Source organism: Streptomyces torulosus (assembly GCF_001419765.1).
In the GTDB taxonomy this organism is placed as follows: Bacteria; Actinomycetota; Actinomycetes; order Streptomycetales; family Streptomycetaceae; genus Streptomyces; species Streptomyces torulosus.
This window is the reverse complement of record NZ_LIRK01000404.1, coordinates 1-4,435: the sequence shown is the minus strand read 5'-3', so window position 1 is coordinate 4,435 and position 4,435 is coordinate 1. Positions and strand designations below refer to the sequence as shown.

Genomic DNA, 4,435 nt, shown 5'->3' with positions numbered 1-4,435 from the left:
CCCGCTCTTCGGCACCCCCACCCCCACCGCCGGCCCGTCCACTCCCCTTCCGACATTCACCTATGTAGTGAGGCCCACATGTTCGACGCCATCGTGGTAGGGGCGCGCTGCGCCGGAGCCCCGACCGCCATGCTGCTGGCCCGCGCCGGCCACCGCGTCCTCCTGCTCGACAAGGGGGCCTTCGGCTCGGACACCCTGTCCACCCACCTCATCCACCAGCCGGGGGTCGCCGCCCTCGCCCGCTGGGGCCTCCTCGACGCCGTCCGCGCCACCGGCTGCCCACCGCTCGACCGGGTGAGTTACGAGGTGGCGGACATACGGCTGGAGGGCTGCGCCCGCGGTGTGGAGGGACAGCGCGCCGCGTACGCGCCCCGGCGCCGGGTCCTCGACCCGGTCCTGGTGGAGGCGGCGGTCGCGGCCGGAGTCGAGTACCGGGAGAAGTGCGTGGTCACCGGCCTGCTGCACGACACCTCCGGCCGGGTCGTCGGTGTGGAGGGCAGACACGACGGACGGCCCTTCAGCGAACGCGCCCGCCTGGTCGTCGGCGCCGACGGTATGCGCTCCACCGTCGCCGACCTCGCGAAGGCCCCGTTCACCCTCGAGGACGAGCGGCTGACCTGCGCGTACTACGCCTACTACACGGATGTGCCGGCGTCGTTGGAGCTGTACGAGAGCACCGGGTCCTGGGTGGCGGCCGTCGCCACCAACGACGACGCGACCCTCGTCCTCGCCTACTTCCCGCAGGCCCGCTTCGACGAGATCCGCTCCGACGCCTGCTCGGCGTACCGGGAGCAGGTCCGCACCACCGCGCCCACCCTCTACGAACGGATCGCGGGCCGGGAGCCGGTGGAGCGACTGCGCGGAACGGGCGACCAGCGGAACTTCTTCCGACGGGCGGCCGGGCCCGGTTGGGCGCTGGTCGGGGACTCCGGCCACCACAAGGACTCGATCACCGCCCGCGGCATCACTGACGCGTTTCAACAAGCGGAATCCCTGGCGAAGCACGCCGGTCCCCGTCTCGGCGGCGACCCGGCGGCCCTCGACACGGCGCTCGACGCGTACGCCGAGGAACGTGACGCCGCTCTCACTCCAGGGTACGAAGCGACCCTGGGGGTTGCCCGACTGGAGCCCCACGAGCAACGGTTGTCCCTGTTGCGGGCCGTGCGACAGGACCCGGAACTGACGTCCATCTACTTCGACACGGTGGCCGGTATCGGCACGGCGAGCGCCTTGTACACCCCCAAGCTGCTCGCCCTTTTGTGATCTTCGTCAACTCATCCCCATGAGCAGTTGGTTGCGGTCAAGCGGATGCTGACGGTCAGGCATGGGGCCTGATACGGTTCCCCACGGCCGCTGACATTTGCCGACGGCGTGTCAAGTCGGCGCACAGGGGGGATGTCGGGCAACACGCGCCACCCCTGACCGCCATCGGATTTTCGCTGTCGTACGAGGAATCAGATGCCAGGCACCCGCGACCGGCGGACACGTCATCGGTCCGCCTCTCGCACATCCCTCCGGTACTCGTTCGTCGTGCCGTTCGTCGTCCCCGCGGTCCTCGCCACGGGAATCTGGGGCTACACGGCGGCCGGACTCGTCGACGAGCAGATCCAGTTGTGGGCCGAGTCGGACCGGGCCACCTCCGTCGCCGCGCCCGCGCAGACCGTGCTGTCCCGGCTCCAGGAGGAGCGCCGGCTCACGGCCGTGTGGCAGACGAGCCGGGCCGGGTCGGACCGTTCGAAGCTGGACGCGGCCCGCGAGAAGACGGACGCCGCGGTCACCTCGTACCGCAAGGCGTCCATGTCCGCGCTCGACACCCACCGGTTGCGGAACCTGGCGGAGAAGCTCGACGACGCGCTGGACGACCTGGCGGACCGGCGTTCCGCGATCGACGACCGGGAACTCGACGGCGACGGCGCCTTCCAGTACTTCACCGGTGCCGTGCAGGCCGGGGTGAACCTGTTCGGCGCGGCCGTGAGCAGCGAGGACGGAAACCGCGCCCATTCCGCCGAGGCCACCACGGCGGTCGTACGGCTCACCGAGATGCTCTCCCGCGAGGACGCGCTGATCTCCGGCGCGCTGCCCTCGCGGAAGCTGACCCCGCAGGCGCGCACCCGGTTCTCCCAGTACCTGGCGATCCAGCAGGAGATCCGGGCGGCGCTCAACGCCCGTGATCTGCCCGTCGGCGGCGCCGCCTCCTACGGGGAGATCACCGACAGCGCGCAGTGGACCACCATCGGCGTCGTCGAGGACGCCATGACCAACGGCGAGGGCACCGCCCTGCCCCGGCAGGCACCGACCTGGCCCGGTGCGAGCCAGGGCGTCATCGGCGATCTCCAGTCGCTGGGCGCCGAGTCCGTGCGGGGCGTCGCCGACGCCGCTTCGGAACGGGCCGACGACCTGCTCCTCGCCACCCTGCTGGGGTCCGCCGCCACCCTGATCGCGCTGACCGCCGGGGCCCTGCTGGCCTCCCGCGGCCGGCGCTCCACACTCCGCCGGATCGCCGACCTCCAGCGCAGGACCGAGGAGCTGTCGGACGTCTGGCTCCCGCAGCTGCTGGCCCGAATAGAGCGTGGCGAGCGAATAGAACCCGAGTCCCTCGCCGCCGGCCGCCAGCCTTCGGCGGACGAGATGGAGCGGCTCGCCGGCGCCATCGAGCACCTGGGGCGGGTCGCCGCCGAGAGCGCGGTCCGCCAGAGCCTCGGCCGGGAGGGCTCCGAGAAGGTCTTCGCCCAGCTGATCCGCCGGACGCAGATCCTGATCCACCGCCTCATCTCGCTCTTGGACGACCTGGAGCGCAAGCACGAGGACTCCGACCTGCTGAAGGACATCTTCAAGGTCGACCACCTCGCCACCCGTGTCCGCCGGCACGCGGAGAACCTGGTGATCCTCTCCGGTTCGCCGCCCACCCGCCGGATGACGGCGCCCGTCTCCATCACCGATGTGATGCGCAGCGCGGTCGCGGAGACCGAGGCGTACACCCGCGTCAAGATCAAGAACCAGCCGGCCGACCGCCGGCTCGCCCTGACCGGGCGGGCCGTGTCGGACGTGACGCATCTGCTCGCCGAACTCATCGAGAACGGCACCAGTTTCTCGCCGCCGGACACCCAGGTGTTCGTCAGCGCCACCAAGGTCGCCAAGGGCCTGGCCATCCATGTCGAGGACCACGGCCTGGGTGTGCCGGAGGAGTTGCGGCACAAGGCGAACCACCTCCTCGCCCACCCGCCGAAGCTCGACATGACCGCCCTGGGCGAGGACCCGCGCCTCGGGCACTTCGTGGTGGCGCGGCTCGCCGAGCGCAACAACATCAAGGTGGAGCTGCGCGAGTCGGTGTACGGCGGCACGCTCGTCGTCGTACTGCTGCCGGCGGACCTCCTGGAGGAGGTGGACTCGCCGGTCCTCGACCAGCTCACGTCGGCGGCCGCCGCGTCGAACATGGCGGCGGTGTCCTCCGGTGGCGGCGAGCACAGCGGGCTCGGCGGGCGGGCCGTCTCCGACGTGTCCGAGCCGCAGAGTGCCGGAGTGCTCGCCGGGGTGGGCGCCGGTGCCGTCTCCGGTGGCGCCGACCCACTGGCGGCTCCCGGGAACCTGCTGACGGACACCCGGATGCCGGACCACAGCGGATTCCCCGATTACGGAGGTGCCGGTCTGTTGCCACCCGAATCGGCGCCCCTGATGCCCCCGTCCGCGGGCACCACCGACTGGGCTCCCCCGCAGGAGCCCGCCACGCACCACACCGCGCCCGCCGGGCAGACCACCGCGCCGCTCACCACCATGACCAGTGGTGGCGGCACGGCCGGCGCGGCACACCAGGGTCCGGGCGCCGGATACGGCGGCGGATCCGAGTACGGTTCCGGCACCCGGACGAGCGCCGGAACGGAGTACGGGACCGGAAGCGCACCCCAGTACGGAAGCGGAGGCGGTGCCGGGCTCGGGCCCGCCACCTCCGGGTCGGGTGCCATGACCGGGCACTCCTCCCCCGCCGCGTCCGGCCGGGGCACCTCCTCCGGTCCCCTGACCACACCCCAGGTCCTGCCCCAGCGGACCCGGGGTGCGAGCCTCGCACAGCAGCTCCGCAAGGAAGCCGCGGACGGTCTGCGGGAAGGCGACACCGAGGCGGGGCTCTCCCCCGACGCCTCGGCGCGCGCCATGATCGCAATACAGCAGGGGCTGAAGCGGGCCCGGCTCTCCGAGCCGGGCGGGCCGGGCGGCAACGACGACCGGCAGGCACCACCGCGCGGCCCCGGCGCCACCTGACGGGTGCTCCCCCCGGCGCCCCACCCCTCGGCGCAACCCCCCAATGGCGCCACCTGACCGGCGCTTCCCCTGGCGCCGACTAACTGTGAGGAACATTCAGCAATGACTGAGCAGGTACAACCCGGTCCCCAGCTGGACTGGCTCCTGGACGGACTCGTCGAGCGGATTCCGGAGATCCGCT

2 protein-coding genes are annotated in these 4,435 nt (G+C 72.0%); both read left to right on the top strand.

The features are described from left to right. Positions 1 to 78: 78 nt before the first annotated feature. A complete protein-coding gene (locus tag AOK23_RS26760) occupies positions 79 to 1,263 on the top strand; it encodes an NAD(P)/FAD-dependent oxidoreductase (RefSeq protein WP_055715189.1) in 1,185 nt (394 codons plus the stop codon). 267 nt (positions 1,264 to 1,530) lie between these two features. Continuing rightward, a complete protein-coding gene (locus AOK23_RS26755) occupies positions 1,531 to 4,254 on the top strand; it encodes a sensor histidine kinase (RefSeq protein WP_169800335.1) in 2,724 nt (907 codons plus the stop codon). The last annotated feature ends 181 nt before the right edge of the window (positions 4,255 to 4,435 follow it).

Coding starts and splice junctions, on each gene's coding strand:
- AOK23_RS26760 (WP_055715189.1), top strand. CDS start 79: ATGTTCGACGCCATCGTGGTAGGGGCGCGCTGCGCCGGAGCCCCGACC.